Below are 25,397 nucleotides of genomic sequence, written 5' to 3'. Positions count from 1 at the left end.
ATGCTGAAATCCCTGTACCAGGACCATGCCGACCCCATCACTGCGCTCGCGCTGCAGGCGCGCTGCGAAGCACAGGTGGTCAGCTGGCGCTGGGCAACCGCATCGATGGGATACATCACGCCGTTCCCGCGCGAGTCCACGGGCACGCCAGCGCCGCGCTGGGTGGCCGAAGCAAAGGCGGATGCGCGAAAGCACGTGCAGCACGGCCTCGATGGGGAAGGGCGCATCGTGTTCGAGCGCGGCCCGTCCGGTCGCATCGGCGTGTGGCTGCACCAGCAGGACTGCCGCCATTACCTCACTTTCCATGAAGGCGGCCATATCAGCGACGCCTGGGAATTCCGCGAGCAGGGCGGGCGCCTGCAGGCACTGGACCTGGTGGACAATGGCCGCGGCATCGACCGCACCTACCACTGGCAGGGCGACCGGCTGCTGCGCGAAGTGATGTGCAACTGGAGCACGACCGGACGCACCTGGTGGTGCCAGGATGTCTACAGCTACAACGATGCCGGCCAGCTGGACCGCATCGTGCTGGAGTACCTGGACAAGAATGGACGCGCCACCGGCCAGCGCCGGCTGCAGTACCAGCGGCCACGCCCGGGCGAGACGCTGGCCACGGTCACCGCTGACGTCGAGCGCCTGCTGATCGAGGCGATTGCGGCCCAGCTGCCGCTCATCCCGCGCGATGAGCCGCTGTACTGCCTGCTGCTGTGCTTCACCGAAAGCGACTTCACCGCGGCCTGGCCGCCGTTTTTGGTGTGGGGCCGGCAGCCCTACCGCGAGGCGGTGCTGGCGCGTGGCGAGGACGTGGCCTATTACCTGTGGGCGCCGGATGAGATGCGTGGCGTGCAGGGCGATGCGCATGAGTGCTGGTTCGACGATGTTGCGCTGGTCGAGGCCTGCAAGCGGCATTCGCAGTACATGGAAATGCGCGGCAGCGATGCGTCGGCCAAGCGCGTGCTGAAGAACGTGGCGGCCTGGCTGGACGCGCCCGAACGCCGCGCGCTGCTCACAGCCACCGATGATTTCGTGGTGGCCGTGGCTGACAACACGGGGAGCATCGACCCGCTGCCCGGGCTGCGCCGGGCGATCGGGCCGGAGCGCTGGGGCCGGTTGAAGGAACGCGGTTACGTCTGAGCGACGGTGAGGACGGCAGAGCCCAGGTAGAGTCGACTTTCAGTCGACTGCTCTGGGCGGTGCAGCAGTCCGGTCGCGCTGCGCGCGATAGTCGACCAACGGTCGACTCTACCCAGCCGACCTCCGGTGAGGATCGCCGCAGCACGGCCGCGTTGCGCGCGTTCCAGTCGGCCTCCGGTGAGGATCGCCGCAGGCCGGTAGAGTCGACTGTCAGTCGACTGCTCTGGGCGGTGCAGCCGGCCCCAACTGGCGCCGCGCCATCAACGCGCCGGCAGCAGTGCCTGCAGGCGCGCTTCCAGTTCCTGCTGGCGCCAGCCAGCCAGCGCGGCGGGCCACTGGCGACGTTCCAGATAGCTTTCCAGGTGCTTGCGCGAGGCCAGCACGCCGTCGGCCAGGCCCAGCTCGCGGCTGCGCTCAGCCACCGCGTCCTGCAGCTTCTTCAGCAGCTGCTTGTTGGTATCGCTGGCCTGCATTGCCAGCGGTGCATCGGCTTCGTCGTCCAGCGGCGTGGACAGGGCCTGCCAGACCGCGCCGGCCAGCTTGCGCGGTGCCTTCGGGAACTGCTCGAACAGCTTGCCCAGCGCCGCCTCGTCGGCCGGCGGCGTGCGCGCCAGGGTGGCGGCCAGCTCGTTGTCCAGGATCCAGCTGCGCGGGCGGTCGCTGCTACGTGCCTGCACATCGCGCCAGCGCAGCAGGCGCAGCAGGCGGCGCTGGGCCGCGGCATCGAGGAACTGCGCCGCGCGCATGCCCAGGTGCGGCCAGCGCTCTTCATCGTTGGCCACGCTGGCCAGCAGGCGCTCGCCATCATCGTGCAGCCACTGCTGGCGGCCCAGCGCCTGCAGCTTGCCGTCGATGGCGTCATGCAGCGCGAACAGGTGCTCGACGTCGTCGGCGGCGTACTGCAGCTGCGAATCGGACAGCGGCCGGCGCATCCAGTCCGAGCGGGTTTCACCCTTGGCCAGGGCGACGCCGGTGATTTCCTGCACCAGCTTCTGGTAGCCCATGCCGGCGCCGATGCCGGCCAGTGCTGCACCGATCTGGGTGTCGAACAGTGGCCGCGGCAGCACGCCGCAGGTCCACTTGAATGCCACCAGGTCTTCGCTGGCGCTGTGCATCACCTTCGTGATGGATTCATCGGCCAGCCACGGGGCCAGGGCTTCGGGCATGCCGGGAATCAGCGGGTCGATCAGCAGGATGTCATCGCCGACGGCCATCTGCACCAGCGCAAGCTGCGGCCAGAAGGTGCGTTCACGGATGAATTCGGTGTCCAGGCCGATGCGGCTCGGGCGCTGCTGGCGGTACGTGTCCAGCTCGGCGGGGGTGGTGATCCAGGTTGCCACGTGTCAGGGCCTACTACTCGGGTTTGCTCAGGCAGGGGAGAATAGCCTAACGTCGGTCCGCATCCGTGTTGAAGGAGCCCCCGCTTGCGTTTTCCGCTGTCGTCCGCGCTGTGCACCGCCCTGGCCGTTGCCCTGGCCGGCTGCACGCCGCCGCCCCCGGTGCCCGCCAGCGGGGCCGATGAGGAGCGTCCGGCGCAGGCCCAGCCCGCGGACGCGCCGGGGCAGGGCACCGTCACCATCGCCGATGACGACGCGGCCGAGGACATCCAGCAGTGGACGCCGCCCCGGGTGGACCGGCAGCAGCGCAGCCAGGCGCAGATGCGCCGTGCTGCCGGGCAGGCCTTCGCCCGCGACCACCTGTACGAGGATGCCGACGCGGCCATCCCGCTGTGGCTGGCGGTGCAGGAGGAAGATCCGGACGATCGCCAGGCCCGCGACGGCCTGCAGCGGGCCCGGCAACGCCTGCTGCAGCAGGCCGACGCGCTGCTGGCGCGGCCGCTGAAGCAGCGCGAGGCGCTGGCCGAAGCCAGCCGGCAGGCGCTGGTGCTGCTGACCCTGGCGCCGAAGGACGACAAGGTGCGCGCGCTGCAGGGCCGGGTGGAGACCGCGCAGCGCGTGGTGGCCTACAACCGTGCCGGTGAGGATGATCTGCGTGCCGACCGCATCGGCGAGGACGGCGACGGTGCCATTCCCAATTTCCGCGAAGCGCTGGCCCTGGACAAGGACAACCGGCGTGCGCGGCAGGGCCTCGCGGCGGCAGAGAGTGGGCTGATCCGCCGTGCGGAGGACGCCGCGCGTGCGCGAGACTTCGCCAGTGCCGGTGCCTGGCTGGCCGAGGCCAGCAAGGTGCGCGATTCCTCGCCGACCATCGCCGATGCCTTCGAGCGCATCGAACAGATCCGTGCCACGGCGCTGGTGCAGCTGCGTGACGGTGGCCTGCGCGACCTGACCACGCCGCAGGGCCTGAAGCCGGCGCGCGAGAAACTGGCCGAAGCGCTGCGCATCGCCCTGCCTGGTGACCCGGTGGTGGCGCAGCTGCGCGAGCGCATCGACCTGGCCACCCATTACGGCAGCTTCCGCCCCGGCCAGGTGTTCAGCGATGCACTGCGTGACGGCGGCCGTGGCCCGCAGATGATCGTGGTGCCGCATGGCGGCTTCCAGATGGGCGCCGGCGATACCGAGCCCGGTGCCACCGACGCCGAGCGGCCCTCGCACTACGTGCGCTTCGAACGCGGCTTTGCGATGGCCATCACCGAAGTGACCGTGAGCGACTTCGAGCGCTACGTGAAGGCGACCAACGCCCGCCCGCGCGCGACCCGGCGCGGCCATTCGGTGGTCTACGACGAGCGCAGCGGCAACTTCATCCGCCGCAGCGGCGTGGACTGGCGCTCGGATTACGACGGCAGCCGGGCGATGGGCAATTCGCCGGTGATGCACGTGAGCGTGCGCGACGCCGAGAATTACGCCACGTGGCTGTCCGAGCAGACCGGCCGTTCCTACCGGCTGCCCAGCGAAGCCGAGTTCGAGTACGCGATGCGGGGCGGCAACAGTGGCCGCTACCCCTGGGGCGATGCGGGCCTGCCGCCGGAAGGCAACGGCAACTACACCGGCAGCCGCGATGTCTCGCCCTCGGGCCGGCACTGGCAGAACGCCTTCGTCGGCTACGGCGATGGCTGGTGGGGCCCGGCACCGGTGGCCACCTTCCAGGCAAATGCTTTCGGCCTGCACGACCTGTCCGGCAACCTCAGCGAGTGGGTGGCCGACTGCTGGCATGCCAGCTACCGGCGCGCCCCGTCCGATGGCGCGGCGTGGTTCAACCCGGGCTGCCGCTCGCGGGTCATCCGCGGTGGCAACTGGGCCAACGCACCGGAACAGACCCGCGCCGCCTGGCGCCAGTCGCAGGATTCGGACACCACCAGCGCGCGCATCGGCTTCCGCCTGGTGCGCGGCATCTGATCCCGCAGCGGCTTCACCCGCCCTGGGCGGCGGCGCACTAAGATTGCGCCGTGCCCGCCGGCCGGCGGGGTCTGCTGGAAGGCCTGTCGATGCGCAACGATCCCTTTTCCCGCTCGCCGCAACAGGGCCCCCGGCGCGGCCTGTTCGGCAACATCCGCTGGTGGGTGCTGCTGCTGGCGGCCGGCTATGCGGCGTTCTACTGGTTTTCCAACCGCTCGGTCGACCCCTACACCGGCGAGAAGGTGCTGATCGACAGCACCCTGGATGCCAGCCAGGAAAAAGCGCTGGGCCTGCAGGCGTATCAGGAGATCCTGTCGCAGGAGCGGCCGCTGGATCCGAACGCGCAGATTTCGCGCGACATCCGCGCCATCGCGCAGCGCCTGATCGCCAAGGTGGACGTGGTGGAGACCGCGCTGGCGCAGGAGCACGGCGTGCAGCCCGGGCACTTCTCCCGTGACTTCGACTGGGAGGTCAACGTCATCCAGTCCGACCAGGCCAACGCGTTCTGCCTGCCGGGCGGCAAGATGGCGGTGTACACCGGGCTGGTGCCGGTGGCGCGCACCACCGATGCGATGGCGGTGGTGATGGGCCATGAGATCGCCCATGCGTTGCTGCGCCATGGTGCGCAGCGCATGGCGCAGCAGAAGCTGACGCAGATCGGGCAGATGGCGGGCGCGGCCAGCGGCATGGATGCGCAGCAGCAACAGATGATGATGTCGGCGATGGGCTACGGTTATCTGCTGCCGTATGCGCGCAGCCACGAGACCCAGGCCGATGAGGTGGGGCTGATGCTGGCGGCGGCGGCGTGCTTCGATCCGCGCGAGGCGGTGCCGTTGTGGGAGCGGATGGGGCAGGCCAGTGGCGGGCAGTCGCCGCCGGAGTTTTCCTCGACCCATCCCAACCCGGGTACCCGGATCCAGAACCTGCAGGCGCTGATGCCGAAGGCACTGGAGTACCGGCAGAAGTTCTGCGAGCAGGCGAAGTAGGGTGTTGTTTGTTTTGCAGGGCTTGCAGCCCTGCACCTGCTCAATCAACGTCAACGTCAACGTCAAAAGCCGGCATTCCGTGGGTTGGCGGGGTGGGTCCGGTTGAGGGGGGCGCCGTAAACCCATCCATGGGGGCTTGGTCGCGCCATCCATGGCGCTCACACCCCCTCAACCGGACCCACCCCGCCTTCGACAGTTTTCCGCGATCTGTCGGAACGGCATGACGCTGCTGTTGGTGGGTGCCGACCGTTGGTCGGCACGGGATCGGATATTGATATCTGACAGATGTGCCGACCAACGGTCGGCACCTACCAACAGCCGCAGTTGCCAGTAGATCCACGCCATGCGTGGATGAATTCATTCGATATCTGACAGATGTGCCGACCAACGGTCGGCACCCACCACCAGCAGTTCCCAACAGCCGCGTGAACCTGTCGAAGGCGGGGCACTGTGGGTTTGCGGGGTGTGAGCCGCATGGATGCGGCGACCAAGCCTACATGGACGTATTTACGGCGTCCCCGCAAACCCACAGTGCCCCGCCATCCCACGGAATGCCGCTTCGGCTTTTGACGTTGCTGTTGATTTGCAGCAGGTGCAGGGCTGCAAGCCCTGCCGAACAACCCCTTACTTGACCAGCACGTCGATCACGCCGTCACCGACGCGCGCCTGCAGGGCATCCCCCGGCTGTACCTGCCCGACCTGCCGCACCAGCGTGCCGTCATCACGGCGCGTCAGGATGCTGTAGCCACGCGCCACCGTCGCCAGCGGGCTCACCGCCTCCAGCGAACGCGCCAGCCCACGCAGCCGCAATGCGTCCCGTTGCAGCAAGCGCTGCAGCGCCGCCTGCGGGCGGCCGCGCAGGGCGGCCAGGCGCCGCTGCATCTCGTCCAGCTGGCGCTGCGGATGGTGACCGCGCAGGATTGCTGCTGCGTGGCGCAGGCGCGCTGCACGGCGCTCCTGCTGCTGGTTGAATGCTGCATGCAGGCGCCGGCCCAGGTCGAGCTGGCGGCGACGCAGCAGGTCAAGGCGCGCCTGCGGGCTCTGTGCGTTCAGGCGCAGCAGGGCGCGGTCGGCGCGCTGCATCGCCTGCTGCATCGTGTGCCGCTGCAGCTGCACCATGCGCGCGGCGGTGCGGCGCAGGCGCAGGGTCAGTTCGCGCTGGTCGGGCACCAGCAGTTCGGCGGCCACCGACGGCGTCGGCGCGCGCAGGTCAGCGGCGTAATCACTCAGGCTGAAGTCGGTTTCGTGACCCACCGCCGACACCACCGGCGTGCCGCTGGCGGCGATCGCGCGGGCCAGTGCCTCGTCGTTGAAGGCCCACAGATCCTCCAGCGAACCACCGCCGCGGGTCAGCAGGATCACGTCGTAACGCCCACTGGCATCGGCGGCCTGCAGCAGGCGGGTGATCTGCGCGGCGGCGGTGCTGCCCTGGACCAGGGTCGGCAGCAGGTCCACTTCCAGCAGCGGGAAACGGCGGGCCAGCACGCTCAGCACGTCGCGCACGGCGGCGCCGGTGGGCGAGGTGATCACTGCCAGGCGCTGCACGTGCGCCGGCATCGGCCGCTTGCGTGCCGGGTCGAACAGGCCCTCGGCCTCCAGGCGTGCCTTCAGTTCCTCGAAGGCGCGGCGCAGCGCACCTTCGCCGGCTTCCTCCATGTGGTCCAGCACCATCTGGTACTCGCCGCGGGCGTCGTACAGGGTGACCTTGCCGCGCACCAGCACGCGCATGCCTTCGCGCGGCACGAACTTCAGGTACTGCGCCTTCATCCGGAACATGGCGGCGCGCAGCTGCGCGCGTGCGTCCTTCAGGGTGAAGTACAGGTGCCCGGATGCGGGGCGGGCGACGCTGCCCAGCTCGGCTTCGACCCAGATCGCCGGGAAGCTGCCTTCCAGCAGGTCGCGGGCCAGGGTGTTGAGCTGGCTGGGGGTGAGGACGTCGTTGTTGCGTGGCTGCATGGGTACGGCGGATGGCGGGCGGAGCAGGGCGCTCAGGATCGCACGTCAGCGCGCGCCGTGCTGGGCCAGCGCCCATTGCACGTGCTCGCGCACCAGCGGCGAAGGATCGTCGATGCGGGTATGCAGGGCGGCCAGCGCCTCGGCCGAGGCCGGTGCATTGCCCAGGGCCACCGCGATGTTGCGCAGCCAGCGTTCATGGCCGCTGCGGCGGATCGGGCTGCCCTCGGTGCGGCGCAGGAATTCGGCCTCGTCCCAGGCGAACAGCTGGTCCAGGCGTGCGGTATCGAGGTTGTTGCGCGCACGGAAATCCGCCTCGTCGGTGCGCTTGGCGAACTTGTTCCAGGGGCAGACCAGCTGGCAGTCGTCGCAGCCGTAGATGCGGTTGCCCATCAGGGGCCGCATGTCTTCGGGAATGGCGCCGTCGTGTTCGATGGTGAGGTAGGAAATGCAGCGTCGTGCATCCAGCCGCTGCGGGCCGATGATGGCCTGGGTGGGGCAGATGTCGATGCAGCGCGTGCAGGTGCCGCAGTGGGCGGTGGCAGGCGCATCGATCGGCAGCGGGATGTCGATGTAGATCTCGCCGATGAAGAACCATGAGCCGCCGTGGCGGTCGATCAGGCAGGTGTGCTTGCCGATCCAGCCCAGCCCGGCATTGCGTGCCAGCGCACGTTCCAGCACCGGCGCCGAATCGACGAACACGCGATAGCCCAGTGGCGCCACTTCATCGTTGATCTGCGTGGCCAGCTTCTGCAGGCGGTTGCGCATCAGCTTGTGGTAATCGCGGCCCAGTGCGTAACGCGCGACGTAGGCGCGGCCCGGATCGGCGAGGGTGGCCCAGGCTTCGGTGTCGTCCTTGTGGCTGTAATCCATGCCCACCGATATCACACGCACGGTGCCGGGCAGCAGCTCGGCCGGGCGTGCGCGCAGGGTGCCGTGGCGGGCCATCCAGTCCATCGTGCCGTACAGGCCCTTGCCCAGCCAGTCGGCCAGGTGTGCCTCATCCTCGCCCAGCTCGATGCCGGCGATGCCACAGCGCTGGAAGCCGTGCGCGCGGGCCAGTTCACGGATGCGCGAGACGGCCTGGGCTGGATCGAGGGGGGCGGGGACGGGGAACATGCGCACCAGTATAAAATCCCGGCATGCCCGATCTCTCCCTTCTCTTTGATACCGCCGCTGCACGCACGCTGGATGCACGCGCGTCCGCGCTGGCCGGCGACGACGGCTGGGGCCTGATGTCCCAGGCCGGTCTGGCCGCGTGGCAGTGCCTGCTGCAGCAATGGCCCGATGCCCGCCAGCTGTGCGTGGTGGCGGGCAGTGGCAACAACGGGGGCGATGGCTACGTGCTGGCGACGCATGCCCTGCAGTCAGGCCGGCAGGTGCGCCTGTTCGTGCTGGCCGGGAAGCCGCCGGCCACGGCGCTGGCCCGGCAGGCGGCCGCAGCGTTCATCGACGCAGGTGGCCAGGTGGAAACCGTGGACGGTGCGCTTCCGGCGTGCGATCTGCTGGTGGATGCGTTGTTCGGGCTGGGACTGGACCGCGCACCGGAAGGTGATGCCCGCGCGCTGATCGAGGCGATCAATGCCCAGGATGCGCCGGTGTTTGCGCTGGATGTGCCCAGTGGCGTGGACGCCGATCGCGGCCAGGTGCCTGGCGTGGCGGTACGCGCGCAGGTCACCCTGCAGTTCATCGCCAACCACCGGGGGCTGTTCACTGGTGGCGCGCTGGACCATGTCGGCCAGCGCCGGCTTGCGCCGCTGGAGCTGGATGACGCGTCCTGGGAAGGCGTGAGCGCCAGTGCGCAGCGCTGGGCGGCCGATCGCCTGCCCCGCCTGCTGCCGCCGCGCCGCGCCAACACCCACAAGGGTGAATCCGGCCATGTGCTGTGCGTGGGAGGCAACCACGGCAGTGGCGGCGCCATCGCCCTGGCCGCCGAGGCAGGCCTGCGCGCCGGTGCCGGCCTGCTCAGCATCGGCACCCGTGGCGACCACGTCGGCCCGCTGCTGGCGCGGCTGCCGGAGGCGATGGTGCACGCGCTGGAAGACGGCGACGTGCTGCCGAACCTGCTGGACAAGGCCCGTGTCGTGGCGATCGGCCCCGGGCTGGGCCAGGACGACTGGGCCCGCGCCCTGTTTGCCCGTGTGCTGGACTGTGGCAAGCCGCTGGTGATTGATGCCGATGCCCTGAACCTGCTGGCCCGCGACCCTCGCGCGCTGCCCGATGCCATCCTGACCCCGCACCCGGGCGAGGCCGCGCGGCTGCTTGAATGCACGACGGCCGAGATCCAGGCCGACCGCTACCGCTGCGCGCAGGCGCTGGCCGAGCGCTACCACGCGGTGGTGGTGCTGAAGGGGGCGGGCAGCATCGTGGCCGCCCCGGGCCAGACCCCGCGCCTGATTGCCGCCGGCAACCCCGGCATGGCCGTGGGTGGCATGGGCGACCTGCTCACCGGCATCATCGCCAGCCTGCGCGCGCAGGGCCTGGATGCCTTCGACGCCGCCGCGTGCGGTGCCCTGCTGCATGCGCTGGCCGGCGATGCCGCCGCCCTCGATGGCGCACGCGGCCTGCTCCCTACTGATCTGCTGGCGCCCCTGCGGCGGCTGGCCAACCCGGAACTGCCGCAATGACTGAATTCTTCCTGGCCGACAGCGAAGCCACCGAACTGCTGGGCCAGTGGCTGGCCGCCACCCGTCCGCCGCAGGCGCTGGTCGAGCTGCGGGGCGATCTCGGCGCCGGCAAATCCACCACCGCACGCGCACTGCTGCGTGCATTGGGCGTGCAGGGCGCGATCCGCAGCCCGACCTACACCCTGGTCGAGCGCTACCCGCTGGCCAGCGGTGGCGAAGCGTGGCACCTGGACCTGTACCGCATCGGCCAGGCGGGCGAACTGGATTTCCTTGGCCTGGACGAGGGCAGCGCGGTGCTGTGGCTGGTCGAATGGCCCGAGCGCGGCGCCGGCGCCCTCCCGCCCACCGATCTGGTGGTGGCGCTGGAGATCGAGGGGCAGGGCCGACGCGTCCGTCTCACTGGGGCCAGCGACGCCGGGCGTGAATGGCTCGGTCGGCTTCCCGACGGGGGCGACTTGCAGGCCATTTCTGTGGGCTGACGAGAACAAACACCGGCAGGTTACGGATTATTAAGGAAAAAGGTGTTGCATTCCGTTCAGCGCGGTGATTGAATCCTGACCATGCGCCTGGGGAACCGTCTCATCGCCATCTGTGCCGCCGTCGGACTGGGTCTGGCGAGCGTCTGCGCGTGGGCCGGTGAGGTCCGCCAGGTCCAGCTGAACACCGGCGCGACCGGCACCCGTGCGGAAATCTCACTGGTTGGCAGCGGCGGCTACAAGACCCTGTCGCTGTCCTCGCCGAACCGCCTGGTGATCGATTTCCCCGATTCCAGCGCCGTGCACAACCTGAAGATGCCGGCCGCGCAGGGCGTGGTCACCGCCGTCCGTACCGGACAGCCGGTTCCGGGCACTTTCCGTGTCGTCTTCGACCTAGCCGCATCGGTGGCGCCGTTCCGCCCGCAGATGCAGCGCGAAGGCAACGAATCCCGGCTGGTGATCGAATGGCCGGGCGATGGTCCAGCCACCGCCGCCAGCCGTGCCGCGCCTGCGGCCGCTGCTCCCGTCGCCCCTTCCGCCGCCAGCATGGCTGCCGCACAGACGGCACAGTCGCGTGGCGATGCCGCCCGTGCCACCGCGCTGTTGACCGCGCAGGTGCAGCAGCAGGCCAGCGCTACCGCCGCCGCACCGGTTGCGCCTGCACCGGCCCCGACCACCACCCCGGCCCAGGTGGCCGCTGCGGGCATCAGTGCCGGCAGCACGCCGCCGCCGTCTTCGTCGTCTTCGCCGGCCGCGATCCTTGCCGGCCAGCCGACCCGTACCGTGGTGGCCGCCGCACCGGCACCGACGCCTGCGCCGGCCGCTGCGCCGGCCGCTGCGCCGGCCGAAGCACCGCGGCCGGCCATGCCCAGCGATGCCTCGCGCATCCGCATGCAGCCGGGCATGCGCCACCTGGTGGTGGCCATCGATCCGGGTCATGGCGGCCAGGATCCGGGCGCGATCGGCCCGACCGGCAAGCGCGAGAAGGATGTCACCCTGGCGGTGGCACGTGAACTGGCCCGCCAGGTCAACGCCACGCCGGGCCTGAAGGCCTACCTGACCCGCGACAGCGACGTGTTCATCCCGCTGCCGATGCGTGCGCAGAAGGCGCGCGCCAACAAGGCCGACATCTTCATTTCGATCCATGCCGACGCCGCCGAGAACCGTTCGGCCACGGGTTCGTCGGTGTACGTGCTGTCCACCAAGGGTGCCTCTTCGCAGCGCGCGCGCTGGCTGGCCGACAAGGAAAACGCGGCCGACCTGGTCGGTGGCGTGCGCCTGCAGCAGACCGAAGGCACCCTGGCCAACGTGCTGCTGGACCTGGCCCAGAGCGGCTACATGAAGGCGTCCGAAGACGCGGCCGGCCACGTGCTGGGCGGCCTGAAGCGGATCGGCAACAACCACAAGCCGAACCTCGAGCGCGCCAACTTCGCCGTGCTGCGCACCTCGGACATGCCGGCGATGCTGGTGGAAACCGCCTTCATCTCCAACCCGGACGAAGAGCGTCGCCTGATCGACCCGGCCTACCAGCGCAAGGTCGCTGGCGCGGTGCTCGATGGCGTGCATACCTTCTTCAGCCGGCAGCCGCCGCCGGGCACGCTGTATGCGGCCCGCGCCCAGGCCGAGATCGACGCCGCCGCCACCATGGCCGGCGGCAGCAAGTAACCCGCCGAAGGCGGGTTACTGCTTTCTGTAGGGTCGACTGTTAGTCGACTACGCGCGCAGCGCGGGGTTTTTCGGTGCCCGGCCAGGAGCAGTCGACTGACAGTCGACTCTACCTGCGGTGCCTCCGTTATCATCCCCGCATGACGTCTGCTACCCATCCGCGCCCGATCCGGCCGTTGCCGGAAATCCTCATCAACCAGATCGCTGCCGGCGAAGTGGTCGAGCGGCCCGCGTCGGTGGTCAAGGAGCTGGTCGAGAATGCCATCGATGCCGGCGCCAGCCGCGTGGACATCGATCTGGAGGAGGGCGGTGTGCGCCTCATCCGCATCCGCGACAACGGCAGTGGCATCGCCCCCGAACAGCTGCCATTGGCCGTCTCGCGGCACGCCACCAGCAAGATCGCCGACCTCGACGACCTCGAATCGGTGGCCACCCTTGGCTTCCGCGGCGAAGCGCTGCCGTCGATCGCCTCGGTCAGCCGTTTCACCCTGGCCTCGCGCCGCGCGCATGACGAGCACGGCTCGGCGCTGCAGATCGAAGGCGGCAAGATCGGCGAAGTGACCCCGCGCGCGCATGCGCCGGGCACCACCGTGGAAGTGCGCGAGCTGTTCTACAACGTGCCGGCGCGGCGCAAGTTCCTGCGTGCCGAGCGCACTGAAATGGGCCATATCGAAGAGTGGCTGCGCTCGCTGGCGCTGGCCCGCCCCGATGTCGAGCTGCGCGTCTCGCACAACGGCAAGGCCTCGCGCCGCTACAAGCCCGGCGACCTGTATTCCGATGCGCGCCTGGCCGAGACGCTCGGCGAGGACTTCGCCAACCAGGCCGTGCGCGTGGACCACACCGGTGCCGGCCTGCGCCTGCATGGCTGGATCGCGCAGCCGCATTATTCGCGGGCCAGCGCCGACCAGCAGTACCTGTACGTCAATGGCCGTTCGGTGCGCGACCGCAGTGTCGCCCATGCGGTGAAGATGGCTTACGGCGACGTGCTCTACCACGGCCGCCAGCCGGCCTACGTGCTGTTCCTGGAACTGGACCCGACCCGGGTCGACGTCAACGTGCACCCGGCCAAGCACGAAGTGCGCTTCCGCGATTCGCGGCTGGTGCACGACTTCGTCTACCGCACCTTGAAGGATGCGCTGGCCGACACCCGTGCCGGCGTTTCCGCACAGGAGATCGGCGCCGGTCCGGCCCATCCTGCCGATGTCGGCAGCGCGCCGATGCCGTCCAGCGCGCCGATGCCGTCCAGCGCGGGTGCGTCGGGCTTTGGCCTGGTGCGCGGCGCGGCCCCGGGATCGGGCGGCGGTGGTGGCGGTGGCGGTTTCTCCGGTTGGCGCCCGCAGCAGCCGCTGGGCCTGCAGGTCGCCGATGCGCCCGCCGCCTATGCCGCACTGTATGCCGCACCCGGTGCAGGCGAACGCAGCAGCGCGCTGCCGCCGATGCCGAGCGGGAACGGCCTGCCGGTGACCAGTGCCGACGCCGGCGTGCCGCCGTTGGGCTACGCCATCGCGCAGCTGCATGGCATCTACATCCTGGCCGAGAACGCCGAAGGCCTGATCGTGGTGGACATGCATGCCGCCCACGAGCGCATCGGCTACGAACGCCTGAAGAACGCACACGATGGCATCGGCCTGCAGTCGCAGCCGTTGCTGGTGCCGATCACGTTGGCCGTGGGCGAGCGCGAGGCCGACACCGCTGAAGCCGAGGCGGAGACGCTGTCCGCGCTCGGTTTCGAGGTCACCCGTGCCGGCCCCGGCGCGCTGCACGTGCGCAGCATTCCCGCGCTGCTGGCCAACGCCGAGCCGGAAGGCCTGCTGCGCGACGTGCTGACCGACCTGCGCGAGCATGGCCAGAGCCGGCGCATCGCCAGTGCGCGCGACGAGCTGCTGTCGACCATGGCCTGCCACGGCGCCGTGCGCGCCAACCGGCGCCTGACCGTGCCGGAAATGAACGCGCTGCTGCGCGACATGGAAATCACTGAGCGCTCGGGCCAGTGCAACCACGGGCGACCGACCTGGGCACGTTTTTCGCTGGCGGAGATCGACCGCTGGTTCCTGCGCGGCCGTTGAGCGGCGCAACATCGAGGGAGCATCCATGCGTTATCGGGGAGTGGGCGGACTGCTGGTCGCCTTGTTGCTGGCCGCCTGCAGCCCGTCACCGGAGCCTGTGGCGGTGGTGAAGGAAGATCCGGCGTTCGCGGCCGCGCAGCAGCAATGGCGCGTGCAGCGCTATGAAGACCTGACCCGGCCCGACGGCTGGACGGCGCTGGTCGGCCTGCACTGGCTGCAGTACAAGTCGCACTTCATCGGCAGCGGCGCCAGCAGCGGCATCCGCCTGGGCGTGGGCCCGGACAAGCTGGGCCTGCTGCGGCGCGAGGGCGACCAGTGGTGGTTCAGTCCCGAAGCCGGCGTGGATGTCAGCCAGGACGGCCAGCCGGTGCGTGGCCGCGTGCGCATGAACACCGACAAGGATCCGGCGCCCACCGTGCTCGCCTTCGATGGCGGCAAGGGCCATCTGAGCATCATCCGTCGCGGCCCGCGCGATGCGCTGCGGGTGAAGCATGCCGACGCCGCGGCGCGCCGCGATTTCGCCGGCCTGCAGTACTGGCCAGGCGGTGCCGGCTGGCAGGTGCAGGCACGTTTCATCGCCCATCCCGCTGGCAAGACCCTGCCGATCGTGGACATCACCGGCCTGACCACCGAAATGCCCAATGCCGGCGCGGTGGAATTCGAACGCGACGGGCGCAGCTGGCGGCTGGAAGCGATCGGCGCGCCGGGCGAGCCCCTGTTCCTGGTCTTTGCCGACCGCACCAGCGGCCACGGCAGTTACCCGGCCGGGCGCTACCTGGACATCGATGCACCGGCCGCCGATGGCAGCGTGCGCATCGATTTCAACCACGCCTACAACCCGCCCTGTGCTTTCACCCCGTATGCGACCTGCCCGTTGGCACCGCCGGAAAACCGGCTGGACCTGCGCGTGGACGCTGGTGAGAAGGCGTATCACCTGCCTGAAGGAGAAGGCTGACCATGTCGATCAGATCATTGTTGCGCGGTGCCGTGCTGTTGCTGGCCTGCGCGGTCGCTCCCCTGGCCGCCGCCCGCGGCGCACCAGCCGAAGCGCCGGCCGCCAAGCCGCCGGTGCCGTTGCTGTGGAAGGTGACCGGCCCGGGCGATGCCCGCGTCTACCTGCTTGGCTCGTTCCACCTGCTCAAGCCCACCGATTACCCCTTGTCGGCCGATGTCGAGCAGGCCTTCACCGCGTCCAAGCGCGTGCTGTTCGAAGTGTCGCCGGAGGAGATGGAATCGACCCAGGCCGCCACCCAGATGGTGCAGACCGCCATCCGCCGCGATGGCAGTGAACTGAAGCGTGACCTGGATGATGCCACCTGGCAGAAACTGCAGGCCTATGCCACGCAGAACAAGCTGCCCCTGGCGCAGCTGCAGGGCATGAAGAGCTGGTTCGTCGCGCTCAACATCACCATCGGGCAGATGCAGAAGATGGGCCTGGATGCGAACCTCGGCCTGGACCGCTATTTCATGGCGCAGGCGAAGAAGGCGGGCAAGCAGACCGGCGGGCTGGAGGACATGCAGAGCCAGATCAACCTGCTCGATGGCATGAGCCTGCAGGAGCAGCGGCAGATGATGGCCGAAGCGCTGGACCAGGCCGAGAAGGGCGATGCACAGTCGCTGATGCTGCACGACGCCTGGCGCCGTGGCGATGACCGCCTGCTGTGGAACAAGATGGCGGTGGAAATGCGCCAGCAGTACCCGCAGCTCTACCAGCGCATCAACACCGCGCGCAACGATGCCTGGGTGCCCAAGCTGCTGCCGTACCTGCAGGATGGGCAGGGCGGCGCGCTGGTGGTGGTCGGCGGCCTGCACCTGCTGGGCAGCGACGGCGTCGTGGAAAAGCTGAAGGCCAAGGGCTACAAGGTCGAGCGCGTGTGCACGGGGTGCAAGCCGAAACGTTGAGGGTAGAGTCGACCGTTGGTCGACTGCTTTTCGGTCGGATGGCGGAAATGCCCGCGCTTCGCGATAGTCGACCAACGGTCGACTCTACCGAAGAGCAGTCGACCAACGGTCGACTCTACCCGCTGGGATGCCGGCATCCAAAACAAAACGGCGCGCCTCAGGGCGCGCCGTCTTCGTTTGGGGCTGGGCGGTGGTCTCAGCGCCGGGTCTTGCCGCCGGTGCCGGTGCCGGTACCCGGCTCGTTCGGCTTGGTGCCGGTGCCGGTGCCCGTACCGCCGGGGCGCGGGCCGCCGAAGCCGGTGCCCATGTTGCGCTGGAATTCCTGCCAGAGCTCGAGGTTGCGCTCGGTCAGCTGGTTCATCATCGCCCACGGGGTCTGGCCCAGCAGGTTGCCCATCTGCTGGCGGAACTGCTGCTGCTGGTCGAGGAAGACCTGCATGCTGCGCTCCAGGTAGTTGCCCATGAAGCCCTGCAGCGAATCGCCGTAGAAGCGGATCAGCTGGCTCAGCAGCTGGGTGGACAGCATCGGTTCGCCGTCCTGTTCCTGGTCGGCGATGATCTGCAGCAGGACCGAACGGGTCAGGTCATCGCCGCTCTTGGCGTCGCGGACCTCGAAGTCTTCACCGTCCAGGATCAGCTGGCGCACATCCTCTATGGTGATGTAGCTGGAAATTTCGGTGTCGTAGAGACGGCGGTTCGGATACTTCTTGATGATGCGGGTCGCAGCCATGAAGCGGTCACTCGTCACTGTAGACGTGCAGCATGGCGCAGTGCACAAGCCTTGGCAACCGCCGCAGCCCCCGCCGGGCTTGGGTTTCACGCCCGATCATGTTGCGCAGCAAGGGTTTGCGTGCTGCGCAGCATGACCAACGGCAGGGGGCCTTCGCGTGCCCGCTGCCGGTGCCTGCGCGGCCTTACCAGCCCATGTGGTGGCCGCCGTTGATGTCCAGGTTGCTGCCGGTGATCCAGGCGGCCTCGTCAGCCACCAGGAAGGACACGCCGTAGGCGATTTCCTCCGGCTTGCCCAGGCGCCCGGTGGGGATGTCGGCGATGATCTTCGCGCGCACTTCCTCCGGCACCGCCATCACCATGTCGGTGGCCACGTAGCCCGGCGAGATCGTGTTGACGGTGATGCCGAAGCCGGCGTTCTCGCGCGCCAGGGAGATGGTGAAACCGTGCATGCCGGCCTTGGCCGCGGCGTAGTTGGCCTGGCCGTACTGGCCCTTCAGGCCGTTGATCGAGCTGATCTGGATGACCCGGCCCCAGCCGCGGCGGCGCATGCCTTCAATGACCGGGCGGGTGACGTTGAACACCGAATTGAGGTTGGTGTTGATCACGTCGTGCCACTGGTCCGCACGCATGCGGTGGAAAGTGGTATCGCGGGTGATGCCGGCGTTGTTGACCAGGATCTCGACCGGGCCCAGCTCGGCTTCAACCGCGCGGATCAGCGCTTCGGCGCTGTCCGGGTCGGACACATCGCCGGGGAAGATCGACACGTTGTAGCCGCGTTCGGTCATGGCCTGCTGCCAGGCGCGGGCCTTGGCCTCGTCGCGGTAATTGGTGGCGACCCGGTGGCCCTGGTCGGCCAGGCGTTGGCAGATGGCGGTGCCGATGCCGCCGGTTCCGCCGGTGACCAGTGCGACGCGAGAAGTCATGGAATGCTGTCCGGGTTTCAGGTGGGGGAAAGGGGATTCTGCAACATCGGCGCGGAAAGTGCGCCCGGTGGCAGCAGGATGTCGCTGCGTGGCAGCCGCTGGGGGTCGAAGGCCCGGCGCGCGGCGGCCAGCAGCGCGTGTACCTCGTCGATGCCCTCCAGCGCAGCCGGCGCCTGGCCCAGCAGCTGCCACAGCTGGCGCAGCACCGGTACCGGCCGCGCGCTGTCCACCGGCAGCGCGGCCAGCGATTTGGACAGCTTGTGGCCGGGCGCATCCAGCAGCAGGGGCAGGTGCCAGTAGCGCGGCACTGCCAGCCCCAGCGCCTGCTGCAGCAGGATCTGCCGCGCGGTGGAATCGAGCAGGTCGGCGCCGCGCACCACTTCGGTGACGCCCTGTGCGGCGTCGTCCACCACCACGGCCAGTTGGTAGGCCCAGCAGCCATCGGCGCGGCGCAGCACGAAATCGCCAACGTCAGCATGCACATCCTGGGTCTGCAGGCCGCGCAGGCCATCCTCGAACTGCACCACGCTGCCCGGTGGCACGCGGAAGCGGACGGCGGGGTCCGGTCGCGGTTGCCGCGCCACGCAGCGATGGTGGATGCCGCCGCTGGCGGCCACTTCGCTGCGGCTGCAGTGGCAGACGAAGGCCAGATCGCTGGCCAGCAGCACGTCCAGCGCGGCCTGGTAGGCATCGCCACGTTCGCTCTGCCAGAGCACGTGGCCGTCGTGATCCAGGCCGAAGGCGGCCAGCGCCTGCAATTGTGACTGCGCCGCGCCCGTGACGGTGCGGGGTGGGTCGACATCCTCGATGCGCAGCCGCCACAGGCCGCCGTGATGGCGCGCAAGCAGCCAGCTGCCGAGGGCGGCGAGCAGGGAACCGGGGTGCAGCAGGCCGGTGGGCGAGGGCGCAAAGCGGCCGCAGGGGATAGGCGAGGTCATGCTGGCTGAATCGTCGGTCAGGTTGGCGCTTGAATTCAAGCTGACTGCACCGCAAATTGGCAGATATCGACCCCTTCCGAGCCGGAATTTCCCATGTTTACCCGCGTAGCCCTTTTCCTGGCCACCAACCTTGCGGTGCTGATCCTCGCCGGCATCGTGATGTCCATCCTGGGCGTGGACTCCCGTTCGATGAGCGGCCTGCTGGTCATGGCCGGCATCTTCGGCTTTGGTGGCTCCTTCATCTCGCTGCTGCTGTCCAAGTGGATGGCCAAGCGTTCCACCGGTGCGGTGGTCATCACCGAACCGCGCAACCCGACCGAGCGTTGGCTGCTGGCCACCGTCGAACGCCAGGCCAAGGCGGCCGGCATCGGCATGCCCGAAGTGGCCGTGTATGACGGTCCGGAAATCAACGCGTTCGCCACCGGTGCCAACCGCAACAACGCGCTGGTGGCGGTGTCCACCGGCCTGCTGCACAACATGAGCGAAGACGAGGCCGAAGCGGTGCTGGGCCACGAGATCGCCCACGTCGCCAACGGTGACATGATCACCATGGCGCTGCTGCAGGGCGTGCTGAATACCTTCGTGATCGTGCTGGCCCGCGTGGTCGGCGGCGTCATCGACAGCGCGCTGTCGGGCAACCGCGAAGGCGGCGGCCGTGGCTTCGCCTACTTCATCATCGTGTTCGTGCTGGAGATGGTGTTCGGCCTGTTCGCCACGATGATCTCGATGTGGTTCTCGCGCCATCGCGAGTTCCGCGCCGACGCTGGCGGTGCCTCGCTGGCCGGCCGCCAGAAGATGATCGCCGCGCTGGAGCGCCTGCAGCTCAACCACGGCCAGAGCACGCTGCCGACCCAGATCGCGGCCTTCGGCATTGCCGGTTCGACGGCGAAGAAGCTGTTCATGAGCCACCCGCCGCTGGAAGAGCGCATCGCCGCACTGCGCGCTTCGACCGCCGCGTAAGCGTCGGGCTGAACCTGGAAACACGAACGCCCGGCCTTGTGCCGGGCGTTTTGTTTCTCCAACGCGGCAGCGGTTGTCGCATGGGTTTGTAGAGCCGAGCCCGCGCTCGGCTGCCTTTCGCGCTGCGCGCGTAAGTCGAGCATGGCTCGACTCTACAAGGGGGCGCGGCACAAACAGAAACGGCACCCTCGCAGGTGCCGTTTCAGTGAGCCGCGCTGCCTGGACGCTTAGAACTTCGCGTCGAACTCGGCCGCGTAGCCGGTGTTGACCAGCACCTTCTGCAGCGACTCGGCCACCTTCAGGTTGCCGGCGACGACCTGCTGGGTGTCCGGGCCACGGTTGTCCATGCGGGCCAGGGTCGCGCCCTTGAAGTCGCAGACCTTGCCGCCGGCTTCGCGGACCAGCAGCACGCCAGCGGCGATGTCCCAGGCCTTCACGCCGGCTTCGAAGTAGGCGTCGGCGCGGCCACAGGCCACGTAGGCCAGGTCCAGGGCGGCCGAACCGCTGCGGCGGATGTCCTCGGCCTGCACCAGCAGGGCGTCGACGGCCTTCAGCTGGGCGCTGGCACGGGCGCGCTCACGCGGGGCGAAGCCGGTGTGGATCATGGTGCCGCCCAGATCCTTGCGGTCGGCCACGCGGATGCGGCGGTCGTTGAGCACGGCACCGGCGCCACGGCTGGCGGTGAACAGTTCATTGCGCAGCGGATCGAAGATGACCGCGTCGGTCGGCTCGCCGTTCTCGACCAGGGCGATCGACACGCAGTAGTGCGGCACGCCGCGCAGGTAGTTGCTGGTGCCGTCCAGCGGGTCGATGACCCACATGTTGCGGTGGCCACCCTGCACGCCGCCTTCTTCGCCGAACACGCCGTACTCGGGGTAGGCGCGCTTGAGTTCCTTGACGATCACCTTTTCAGCGTCGGCATCGACTTCGCTGGCGTAATCCATCCGGCCCTTCTGCACCACATTGAGCGCCTCGAGCTTGTTGATGTTGCGCAACAGGACGTTGCCGGCGAGGCGGGCGGCCTTGACCATGACGGTGACGGCGGGTTTCTGCATGGCGTGGGCTCCCGGAAAGGCAGAAGAGGTAGGACTGGCGGGGGAAAAGAGCGGGTCCGGCGCAGTGGCCGGCCGCACAGTTTACCATTGGTCTTCGTCCAGCTCGACATTTCCCTGTTCATGTCCCAGTTTTCCGCCGCCACCCGCCTCCGATTCGTCCTGGTCGGGACCCAGCACCCCGGCAACATGGGTGCTGCCGCCCGCGCCCTGAAGACCATGGGCCTGGCCCGCATGGTCCTGGTCGCCCCCGAGAAGCCGCTGGACGAGGAGGCCTTCCGCCGCTCGGCCGGTGCCGAAGACGTGCTCGGCGACGCCCCGGTGGTGGCCACCCTGGCCGAAGCCGTCGCCGACTGCACCCTGGTGCTGGGCTGCACCGCGCGTGCGCGCCGCGTCCAGCTGGAGGAATACCTGCCGTCCGACGCCGCCGCCCGGGCCGTGGCCAAGGCCGGCGAGGGCGCCGAAGTGGCCCTGGTGTTCGGCCGTGAACGCACCGGCCTTACCAACGAAGAGCTGCAGCTGTGCCATGCGGCGGTGCATATCCCGTCCGACCCGGCGTTCAGCTCGCTCAACCTGGCGGCCGCCGTGCAGGTGCTGGCCTATGAAACGCGCATGCAGCTGCTGGGCGCGCAGCCGGCGGCGGAGGCCGAGGCCGGTTCCCGTGAACCGGTGGCCAGCCATGAGCAGATGGAGAGCTTCTTCGCCCAGCTTGGCGACACCCTGGACGAGATCGATTTCCACAAGGGCCGTGCGCCCGAATCGGCCATGCGCAAGCTGCGCCGCCTGTTCCTGCGCAGCGAGCCGAGCGAACAGGAAGTGCGCCTGCTGCGCGGCATCCTCGCCGATGCCCAGCGCATGGCGCGGCTGGCCGGGAACCACGGCAAGGAAGGCTGACGACGTTCTCATTTTTTCGGGTAGTCTGTCTGGATACCCTGGGGGGATGATGCTTGTGTCGGCTTCATGCAAGGCAACGCAGTGGGGATTGCTGAGCCTGGTTCCATGGCGGCCTGTCCGCGCGGCCACGGCCGCGGCGGAGATGCTTCGGGCGTGGTATCGGATCGACAAGGTCACAGAAACAATGAAGGGCCGGGCTCTGCTGCAGCGTCCGGTGGCCGTGCATGCGCGGTGGAATGGATTGGAATGGGCAGTGCAGTCGGGACACGTACGGATGGAAGTGGCATGAAGTGGCTCGGCTCGGGGATGCAGGCCCGTTTCCTGCTCGCGATGGGCGGGGCGATGCTGGTGGTGGTGGCGATCCTGGCGGTGTTGCTGGGCCGCCAGGCGACGATGCAGAGCGAGGTGAAGAGCCTCAGCGGCGGCGTCATCCATGAACTGTTTGACCGCAGCGTGCGCAGCCGCGGCGAGGCGTTGGCGCGCGAGCTGTCCGATTCGCTGGCCAACCCGCTCTATTACAACGACCTGGGCCAGGTGGGCGTGCTGGTGCGCTCGACCTCGCGGCAGCAGGTGGTGCGCTACGTGCTGGTGTTCGACGGCAAGGGCCGGCTGGTGCATGACGGCTCGGTCGGCGTGCCCGGCTTCGGCAAGCCGATGACCGACCCGCTGGCCGCGGCGGCGACCGCCGCGCAGGGCCTGGTGGTACAGCAGTCGGCCACCGTGCTCGACAACACCATGCCGATCATGGTCGGCAAGCAGCGCATCGGCGGCGTCCGCGTGGGCATGGCGCTGGATGAAGTGCGGGAGCGCGAGCTGGCCGCCAACGCCACCCTCGGCGAGCGCCTGCAGCAGGTCGGCAGCCGCCACCTGGGCTGGCTGCTGCTGATGCTGGGCCTGCTGGTGGTGATCGGGGTGGTTGTCATCCTGTATGTGCAGCGCACCCTGGTGGCGCCGATCCGGGACCTGGCCGCCGCCGCGCGCCGCATCGAGGCCGGTGACTACCAGGCTCCGCTGCGGGAAAACACCCGTGACGACGAGGTCGGCGAGCTGGTGCGCGGGTTTGCCCGCATGCGCGATGCGATTGCCCGCCACGACCGCGAAGTGCGGCACATGGCCTACACCGATGCGCTGACCGGGCTGACCAACCGCCTCGCGTTCCGTGAGGCGCTGGACCACCGGCTGATGGCCGCGCGGGCATCCAAGCACCGGCTGGGCCTGCTGTTTGCCGACATCGATGATTTCAAGCGGGTCAACGACACGCTGGGCCACGAGGCGGGCGACGAGGCGCTGCTGCAGTTCGCCCAGCGCATCGGCCATGCCGTGGCCGAGGCAGGCGGCGACGACGCGCTGCTGGCGCGTTTCGGTGGCGACGAGTTCGTCATCCTGGTCGGCGATGGCGACGTGGCTGCCAATGCCCGGCTGCTGGCCGAAGTGCTGGTGCGCGAGCTGGGCAAGCCGCTGGTGGTGCAGGGCAGGGAGCTGTTCCTGGGCACCTCGATCGGCGTGACGCTGTACCCGGACGATGCCGCCGATGCCACCACGCTGCTGAAGAACGGCGACATCGCCATGTACCAGGCGAAGATGGCCGGCAAGAACTGCTACCGCTACTACAGCCGGGCGATGGACCACGCGGTCGAGCGTCGCGTGCACATGGAGCAGGAGCTGCGCGGTGCCTGGGAGCGCGGCGAGCTGCGCCTGGCCTACCAGCCGATCTTCCGCATGCGCGACCGCCGCCTGGTGGGCGTGGAAGTGCTGCTGCGCTGGCAGCACCCGACCCTGGGCACGATCCCGCCGTCGGTGTTCATCGAAGTGGCCGAGCAGAGTGGCCTGATCGAGGTGATCGGCCCGAAGGTGCTGCGTGCGGCCTGCATGGAGGCCTCGCAGTGGCCGCGTGGCGCAGCCGGCGACGAACTGTTCGTGTCCGTGAACGTGTCGCCGCGCCAGCTGCGCGGCGGCGAACTGCCTGCACTGGTGGCGCAATGCCTGCACGAATCGGGGCTGCCGTCCTCGCGCCTGCACCTGGAACTGACCGAAACCGCGGTGATCGGCGACGAGATGCTGGCCGCGCAGCTGCTGGACAAGCTGCACCGCACCGGCGTGAAGGTCTGGCTGGATGACTTCGGCACCGGCTTCTCCGGCCTCAGCCACCTGCGCCAGGTGCCGGTGGACGGCGTGAAGATCGACAAGAGCTTCGTGGCCGACATGCAGCGCGACCCGGACGACCTGGCGCTGACCACGGCAATCATCGCCATGGCCCATGCACTGGGCATCACCGTGGTGGCCGAGGGCATCGAGCAGGAAGCGCAGTTCGAACTGCTGGCCCAGCGCGGCTGCGACCTGGGGCAGGGCTACTGGTTGAGCCACCCGGTCACCGCCACCGAAGTGGTGCGGATGATCGACTCCGGCGTCTGAAGTAGAGCCACGCCATGCGTGGCTGCTTCGGCCTGGACGCCCATCCACGCATGGCGTGGATCTACCGGCCCTGCGCGGCTGCGAGCAGTAGAGCCACGCCATGCGTGGCTGCTTCGGCCTGGAAACCCATCCACGCATGGCGTGGATCTACCGGCCCTGCGCGGCTGCGAGCAGTAGAGCCACGCCATGCGTGGCTGCTTCGGCCTGGAAGCCCATCCACGCATGGCGTGGATCTACCGGCCCTGCGCGTTCCGGGTTACACCGGGCGCTTGCTGGGGTCGCCGGGCAGCTCGCGCACCAGCTTGGGGATCAGGTAGCCGGACAGGCGTGCGGTCAGGCCGGCGATCAGGGCCTTGGCCCGGGCGTCGTCCACTTCGAAGTGGGCCACGCCCTCGACCTTGTCCAGCTGGTGCAGGTAATACGGCAGCACGCCCGCGGCGAAGCTGCGCTCGCTCAGGTCCTGCAGCGCCTGCACGCTGTCGTTGACCCCGCGCAGCAGCACGGCCTGGTTCAGCAGCTGTGCGCCAAGGCCGCGCAGGCGTGCCATCGCGGCATCCACGCTGGCATCGAATTCGTTGGCATGGTTGGCATGCACCACGATGGCGAGCGGCCACGGCAGGCTGCCCAGCCAGGCCAGCAGCTCCTCGTCCACGCGCTCGGGCAGCACGATCGGCAGGCGGGTGTGGATGCGCAGGCGGCGGATGTGCGGTATCTGGCGCAGGGCATCGGTCAGCTCGGCCAGCTTGTGCGTGGCCAGCGACAGCGGATCGCCGCCGGACAGGATCACCTCGTCGATGTCCGGATCGGCCGCAATGGCCGCCACGGCCTCCTGCCAGCCACCCTTGGCGGCGTTTTCCGCGCCGTAGTCGAAATGGCGGCGGAAGCAGTAGCGGCAGTTGATCGCGCAGCTGCCGGTGGCCACCAGCAGGGCCCGGCCGCGGTACTTCTGGATGACCCCGGTGGCCTTCTTCGCCGCGCCATCGCCCACCGCGTCGAAGCTGAACCCGGGCGCCGGACGCATTTCCTCGTCGATCGGCAGCACCTGGCGCAGCAGCGGGTCGGTGGCATCGCCGGGGCGCATGCGCGCCACGAAGCCTTCCGGCACGCGCAGGGCGAACTGGGCCATGGCCGCCTCCGAGACCCCCAGCGCCGCCGGGTCCAGCTGCAGCCGGGCCAGCAGGGCGTGCGGGTCGCGCAGCGCCTGGCGCCAGAGCTGCTGCCAGCGCGCGGGTGCGCCTGGCGACTGGGGCCGGGGGAAGGCGGAAAGCTGCATGGAGAGGGGGCCTGCGGTTATCATGGGGGCATAAACAGTTGCCCACCGGGGTTCCGGTGGGTTTTCCATTCTACCGGCTCGCCGCACGCGCGGCGGTTTCGCCATTTG

At 69.1% G+C, this 25,397-nt stretch carries 20 protein-coding genes; 12 read left to right on the top strand and 8 right to left on the bottom strand.

The window, feature by feature from the left end:
* Window positions 1-1,134, top strand: a complete 1,134-nt coding sequence (locus C1927_RS14360) for a hypothetical protein (protein WP_159095363.1) — start codon at window positions 1-3, stop codon at window positions 1,132-1,134.
* Between the two features lie 260 nt (window positions 1,135-1,394).
* On the opposite strand, the gene rnd is transcribed toward C1927_RS14360, so the two are convergent.
* Window positions 1,395-2,474 (bottom strand): ribonuclease D, encoded by a 1,080-nt coding sequence (gene rnd / locus C1927_RS14355; RefSeq protein ID WP_108747057.1) that lies wholly within the window; start codon window positions 2,472-2,474, stop codon window positions 1,395-1,397.
* Between the two features lie 84 nt (window positions 2,475-2,558).
* Between rnd and C1927_RS14350 the strand changes: the two genes are divergently transcribed.
* Window positions 2,559-4,430 carry a formylglycine-generating enzyme family protein gene (locus C1927_RS14350; protein WP_108747056.1) on the top strand — a complete coding sequence of 624 codons (1,872 nt, stop codon included), beginning with the start codon at window positions 2,559-2,561 and terminating at the stop codon, window positions 4,428-4,430.
* Window positions 4,431-4,519: 89 nt separating this feature from the next.
* Complete coding sequence (locus C1927_RS14345; protein WP_079222552.1) at window positions 4,520-5,416, top strand: M48 family metallopeptidase; 897 nt, start codon at window positions 4,520-4,522, stop codon at window positions 5,414-5,416.
* 624 nt (window positions 5,417-6,040) lie between these two features.
* Here the strand turns inward: C1927_RS14345 and xseA are convergent.
* Entirely contained in the window at window positions 6,041-7,372 is a 1,332-nt protein-coding gene (gene xseA, locus C1927_RS14340; RefSeq protein ID WP_079222551.1) for an exodeoxyribonuclease VII large subunit, read from the bottom strand.
* Window positions 7,373-7,417: 45 nt separating this feature from the next.
* A complete protein-coding gene (gene queG, locus C1927_RS14335; RefSeq protein ID WP_079222550.1) occupies window positions 7,418-8,488 on the bottom strand; it encodes a tRNA epoxyqueuosine(34) reductase QueG in 1,071 nt (356 codons plus the stop codon).
* A gap of 23 nt (window positions 8,489-8,511) precedes the next feature.
* On the opposite strand from queG, the gene C1927_RS14330 reads away from it, so the two are divergent.
* The 6 genes from C1927_RS14330 to C1927_RS14305 all read left to right on the top strand — a co-directional run bounded on the left by C1927_RS14330 (window position 8,512) and on the right by C1927_RS14305 (window position 16,105).
* Complete coding sequence (locus C1927_RS14330) at window positions 8,512-9,996, top strand: NAD(P)H-hydrate dehydratase (RefSeq protein WP_079222549.1); 1,485 nt, start codon at window positions 8,512-8,514, stop codon at window positions 9,994-9,996.
* Window positions 9,993-10,475 (top strand): tRNA (adenosine(37)-N6)-threonylcarbamoyltransferase complex ATPase subunit type 1 TsaE, encoded by a 483-nt coding sequence (gene tsaE / locus C1927_RS14325; RefSeq protein ID WP_108747055.1) that lies wholly within the window; start codon window positions 9,993-9,995, stop codon window positions 10,473-10,475. The genes C1927_RS14330 and tsaE overlap by 4 nt, the downstream gene beginning before the upstream one ends.
* A gap of 81 nt (window positions 10,476-10,556) precedes the next feature.
* A complete protein-coding gene (locus C1927_RS14320) occupies window positions 10,557-12,137 on the top strand; it encodes an N-acetylmuramoyl-L-alanine amidase (protein ID WP_108747054.1) in 1,581 nt (526 codons plus the stop codon).
* A gap of 140 nt (window positions 12,138-12,277) precedes the next feature.
* On the top strand, window positions 12,278-14,203 hold the full coding sequence (mutL, locus tag C1927_RS14315; protein ID WP_108747053.1) for a DNA mismatch repair endonuclease MutL: 1,926 nt from the start codon (window positions 12,278-12,280) through the stop codon (window positions 14,201-14,203).
* A gap of 25 nt (window positions 14,204-14,228) precedes the next feature.
* Complete coding sequence (locus C1927_RS14310; RefSeq protein WP_079222545.1) at window positions 14,229-15,158, top strand: DUF1684 domain-containing protein; 930 nt, start codon at window positions 14,229-14,231, stop codon at window positions 15,156-15,158.
* A 2-nt stretch (window positions 15,159-15,160) separates the two neighbouring features.
* Entirely contained in the window at window positions 15,161-16,105 is a 945-nt protein-coding gene (locus C1927_RS14305; protein ID WP_108747052.1) for a TraB/GumN family protein, read from the top strand.
* 196 nt (window positions 16,106-16,301) lie between these two features.
* Here C1927_RS14305 and phaR read toward each other — a convergent pair whose 3' ends face one another.
* The 3 genes from phaR to gluQRS all read right to left on the bottom strand — a co-directional run bounded on the left by phaR (window position 16,302) and on the right by gluQRS (window position 18,698).
* Entirely contained in the window at window positions 16,302-16,835 is a 534-nt protein-coding gene (gene phaR / locus C1927_RS14300) for a polyhydroxyalkanoate synthesis repressor PhaR (protein ID WP_079222543.1), read from the bottom strand.
* 184 nt (window positions 16,836-17,019) lie between these two features.
* A complete protein-coding gene (gene phbB, locus C1927_RS14295) occupies window positions 17,020-17,760 on the bottom strand; it encodes an acetoacetyl-CoA reductase (protein ID WP_079222542.1) in 741 nt (246 codons plus the stop codon).
* Window positions 17,761-17,777: 17 nt separating this feature from the next.
* A complete protein-coding gene (gene gluQRS / locus C1927_RS14290) occupies window positions 17,778-18,698 on the bottom strand; it encodes a tRNA glutamyl-Q(34) synthetase GluQRS (protein WP_079222541.1) in 921 nt (306 codons plus the stop codon).
* A gap of 93 nt (window positions 18,699-18,791) precedes the next feature.
* On the opposite strand from gluQRS, the gene htpX reads away from it, so the two are divergent.
* Window positions 18,792-19,658, top strand: coding sequence for a protease HtpX (gene htpX / locus C1927_RS14285; RefSeq protein WP_079222540.1), 867 nt, complete (start codon window positions 18,792-18,794; stop codon window positions 19,656-19,658).
* A 227-nt stretch (window positions 19,659-19,885) separates the two neighbouring features.
* Here htpX and C1927_RS14280 read toward each other — a convergent pair whose 3' ends face one another.
* Window positions 19,886-20,713, bottom strand: coding sequence for an inositol monophosphatase family protein (locus tag C1927_RS14280; RefSeq protein ID WP_079222538.1), 828 nt, complete (start codon window positions 20,711-20,713; stop codon window positions 19,886-19,888).
* Between the two features lie 120 nt (window positions 20,714-20,833).
* Between C1927_RS14280 and C1927_RS14275 the strand changes: the two genes are divergently transcribed.
* Complete coding sequence (locus tag C1927_RS14275) at window positions 20,834-21,604, top strand: RNA methyltransferase (protein WP_079225299.1); 771 nt, start codon at window positions 20,834-20,836, stop codon at window positions 21,602-21,604.
* A 285-nt stretch (window positions 21,605-21,889) separates the two neighbouring features.
* On the top strand, window positions 21,890-24,016 hold the full coding sequence (locus C1927_RS14270) for a GGDEF domain-containing protein (protein WP_079222537.1): 2,127 nt from the start codon (window positions 21,890-21,892) through the stop codon (window positions 24,014-24,016).
* A gap of 256 nt (window positions 24,017-24,272) precedes the next feature.
* Here C1927_RS14270 and epmB read toward each other — a convergent pair whose 3' ends face one another.
* Complete coding sequence (gene epmB / locus C1927_RS14265) at window positions 24,273-25,313, bottom strand: EF-P beta-lysylation protein EpmB (protein ID WP_108747051.1); 1,041 nt, start codon at window positions 25,311-25,313, stop codon at window positions 24,273-24,275.
* Between the last annotated feature and the right edge of the window lie 84 nt (window positions 25,314-25,397).

The organism is Stenotrophomonas sp. ZAC14D1_NAIMI4_1, assembly GCF_003086775.1.
Taxonomy (GTDB): Bacteria; Pseudomonadota; Gammaproteobacteria; order Xanthomonadales; family Xanthomonadaceae; genus Stenotrophomonas.
This window is presented reverse-complemented; position numbering and strand designations above follow the sequence as displayed.

Coding starts and splice junctions, on each gene's coding strand:
- C1927_RS14360 (WP_159095363.1), top strand. CDS start 1: ATGCTGAAATCCCTGTACCAGGACCATGCCGACCCCATCACTGCGCTC.
- C1927_RS14345 (WP_079222552.1), top strand. CDS start 4,520: ATGCGCAACGATCCCTTTTCCCGCTCGCCGCAACAGGGCCCCCGGCGC.
- xseA (WP_079222551.1), bottom strand. CDS start 7,372: ATGCAGCCACGCAACAACGACGTCCTCACCCCCAGCCAGCTCAACACC.
- queG (WP_079222550.1), bottom strand. CDS start 8,488: ATGTTCCCCGTCCCCGCCCCCCTCGATCCAGCCCAGGCCGTCTCGCGC.
- C1927_RS14330 (WP_079222549.1), top strand. CDS start 8,512: ATGCCCGATCTCTCCCTTCTCTTTGATACCGCCGCTGCACGCACGCTG.
- tsaE (WP_108747055.1), top strand. CDS start 9,993: ATGACTGAATTCTTCCTGGCCGACAGCGAAGCCACCGAACTGCTGGGC.
- C1927_RS14320 (WP_108747054.1), top strand. CDS start 10,557: ATGCGCCTGGGGAACCGTCTCATCGCCATCTGTGCCGCCGTCGGACTG.
- mutL (WP_108747053.1), top strand. CDS start 12,278: ATGACGTCTGCTACCCATCCGCGCCCGATCCGGCCGTTGCCGGAAATC.
- C1927_RS14310 (WP_079222545.1), top strand. CDS start 14,229: ATGCGTTATCGGGGAGTGGGCGGACTGCTGGTCGCCTTGTTGCTGGCC.
- C1927_RS14305 (WP_108747052.1), top strand. CDS start 15,161: ATGTCGATCAGATCATTGTTGCGCGGTGCCGTGCTGTTGCTGGCCTGC.
- phaR (WP_079222543.1), bottom strand. CDS start 16,835: ATGGCTGCGACCCGCATCATCAAGAAGTATCCGAACCGCCGTCTCTAC.
- phbB (WP_079222542.1), bottom strand. CDS start 17,760: ATGACTTCTCGCGTCGCACTGGTCACCGGCGGAACCGGCGGCATCGGC.
- gluQRS (WP_079222541.1), bottom strand. CDS start 18,698: ATGACCTCGCCTATCCCCTGCGGCCGCTTTGCGCCCTCGCCCACCGGC.
- htpX (WP_079222540.1), top strand. CDS start 18,792: ATGTTTACCCGCGTAGCCCTTTTCCTGGCCACCAACCTTGCGGTGCTG.
- C1927_RS14280 (WP_079222538.1), bottom strand. CDS start 20,713: ATGCAGAAACCCGCCGTCACCGTCATGGTCAAGGCCGCCCGCCTCGCC.
- C1927_RS14275 (WP_079225299.1), top strand. CDS start 20,834: ATGTCCCAGTTTTCCGCCGCCACCCGCCTCCGATTCGTCCTGGTCGGG.
- C1927_RS14270 (WP_079222537.1), top strand. CDS start 21,890: ATGAAGTGGCTCGGCTCGGGGATGCAGGCCCGTTTCCTGCTCGCGATG.
- epmB (WP_108747051.1), bottom strand. CDS start 25,313: ATGATAACCGCAGGCCCCCTCTCCATGCAGCTTTCCGCCTTCCCCCGG.